Genomic DNA, 2,436 nt, shown 5'->3' on the forward strand with positions numbered 1-2,436 from the left:
ACTGCATGAGGTTCACCGCTGGCACTCGCGGGTGCCCTCTAACAACTCATTCAAGCCGAACCCGCTTCGCGGGTCGGCTTAATTCCGGCGTTAGGCCTGCACAACAGCATCTTGGGGTCGCAATGCCTCACAACCCAGTCGATCTGCACATGCCCGAGAATTTCTGGGATGCACGTCATCCGCATCGACTGCGGACTTGGCTCCGCGTGCACATGCCCCGCCCGATTTCGGACTTCTTTCCCAAGGCCACTGACTGCACGACGAGTGGCGGCTGGCATCGCTGGTACAACCAAGATGAGTTACATTCCGCCTGCTATCACTGCAAGGTCATCATCGAGGGCCAGCTTTGGCGCCAGCAGCCGAGCCAGCCCGGGGTGCAGGCCTAACAAATCATTCAAGCCGAACCCGCTTCGCGGGTCGGCTTAATTCTGGTGTTAGGCGGCAATGACAATTCGTGACTACTTGCGGAAACGGCGACGCATCTACTGGATGCTCTTTGCTGCATGTCTGCTGGGCATGATCCTTACGGGCAATCGCTGGCCATTGGTGATGCTGTCGTTCGCAGTAGTGGGATGTGTGCTGACAGTATTCATGTTTCACCGTGGGGCGGCATGTCCCCGCTGCGGTGTCGGCATTGAAGCGTCAATGAGCGTAAGTCCACGCAAATGGGCTCAACCAATCAATTACTGTCCTTACTGCGGTGTACATCTGGATGAGCCAGTTGCCGCCTAACAATTCATTCAAGCCGATCCCGCATCAGGGCGGCGCCTAAGTGCACGCCTTCGGCTATATTCGCACTCAGTCGCCGCCCTGCTGCGGGCCGGCTTAATTCAGGCGTTAGGCCTTAGACCAATTTCAGTGGCAACTCAGACAAAAGCCCACCGCATCGTCGCTTGGACCATCGCACTGATTGCTTCGGCGGTTCTGGGCGTAATCGCTTATGGGCGCTTCGCTATGCCGTCGCCGCCGGTTGAGCCGCCTAGTTGCGACCCGTTGCCTTCCAATGTTGCCAAACTCGGGCCGGCGGTCATTGTAGGTCGCACCGCTCTGCCAGAGCTCGACGAGCTGGGTTGGCCGAAGCTGCGCGCTACGCTACGGCAGGGTGACAAGCTCCACGGCTTTGAGACGCAAGTAACTGGTGGCCATTTGGCAATGCGCGGCGACTGCTATTTGGGGCAGACCAACGCATGGATACGCTAAGGCCTAACAATTCATTCAAGCCGAACCCGCTTCGCGGGTCGGCTTAACTCTGGTGTTATGCGCGGCCGGAGAAAGAGCGTTGAAGTGTGCGTTGCCTGTTGTACGGCTTATCGTCGCTGTGTCGCATGTTCCAGGCGCTCGCTTTCGTGCGGCTCGCAAGCCAACGAGCGTTTCACGCCGCTCTTTGCTGTCGCCAGGACAGGCTGATTCTCGCCTCCCGCCTGCAATCGTCTTAAGATCGCTTCGGCAGCAAGGCTTCACCGGCGTGCCGGGGCTGCATAACAATTCATTCAAGCCGACGCCGCTTCGCGGCGCGGCTTAATTCAGGCGTTAGCGCTCAACCAGGACCTCGCGGTATGAAGCCAAAACTGAACTGTTTGCGAGTACGTACTCGTCAAGCCCTCGCACAATGGGCTGTCGCGGCATTCGGCTTTGAACCTTCGTGGTCCGAGCTAAGGCTTGTCGCAGATCCAGAGTACTTCAATGTCCATGTCACCAGTCGCATCTACCACCTCGTGGGCCACTCCGGCAATTGCCGTACCATCGAGCTATCGCATCGCTGGGCCGCATCACTCACGGTTCGTGCAGTACTTCGCGCGTGGCAGCGCGAGTTCGGCGCTGGACTTCCCAGAGATTACGGCGTTGCTATCAACTTTGAGCGCTAACAATTCATTCAAGCCGAACCCGCTTCGCGGGTCGGCTTAATTCTGGTGTTAGGCCTCATGTCGATCCTCCAAGCAATTTGGTCAGACTCCTGGGTGCAGATAGCATTTGTGATTTTCATTTTTGGCCTTGGGCTGGCGGTACTTCGGCTACCAAGTAAGGCAACTTCACGCAAGCGTGCTATCTCTGTGCTCTGGGCAGTCTGCTTAGGAGTTCTCGGTATCTGGATTATGCGCCAGCAAGCACTCGTGCTTGCCGGCGGACAGCTCTCTTCAGCAGAGCAGTCTGTTGCTGTAGCTATCAAGGGTACCGTTCGCTACGTAACTCAAGACGTGGCATACCGGCATTCTTATTCAATGTGGGTGCTTCTGATCTTTGGTCTTGGATTCGCTGCGCTGTACAAGATTGCACGTGTTGGGCATGAGGCCTAACAATTCATTCAAGCCGAACCCGCTTCGCGGGTCGGCTTAATTCCGGTGTTAGGGGCCGCTAGTGAAATCATCGCTCTCGAAGATTTTTCTTCTAAGCACTCCGTTACTTCTCAGCGGCTGCTGCCATTTCACGCCATGCCAT

2 protein-coding genes are annotated in these 2,436 nt (G+C 56.7%); both read left to right on the plus strand.

The annotated features are described in order from the left end of the window. The first annotated feature begins 149 nt into the window (after positions 1-149). Entirely contained in the window at positions 150-386 is a 237-nt protein-coding gene (locus FB548_RS18655) for a hypothetical protein (protein ID WP_142126316.1), read from the plus strand. Positions 387-1,922: 1,536 nt separating this feature from the next. After that, a complete protein-coding gene (locus tag FB548_RS18660) occupies positions 1,923-2,294 on the plus strand; it encodes a hypothetical protein (protein WP_142126317.1) in 372 nt (123 codons plus the stop codon). Positions 2,295-2,436 lie beyond the last annotated feature (142 nt).

Origin of the sequence: Pseudoxanthomonas sp. 3HH-4 (assembly GCF_006716465.1) — a bacterium.
GTDB lineage: Bacteria > Pseudomonadota > Gammaproteobacteria > Xanthomonadales > Xanthomonadaceae > Pseudoxanthomonas_A.

Coding starts and splice junctions, on each gene's coding strand:
- FB548_RS18655 (WP_142126316.1), top strand. CDS start 150: ATGCCCGAGAATTTCTGGGATGCACGTCATCCGCATCGACTGCGGACT.
- FB548_RS18660 (WP_142126317.1), top strand. CDS start 1,923: ATGTCGATCCTCCAAGCAATTTGGTCAGACTCCTGGGTGCAGATAGCA.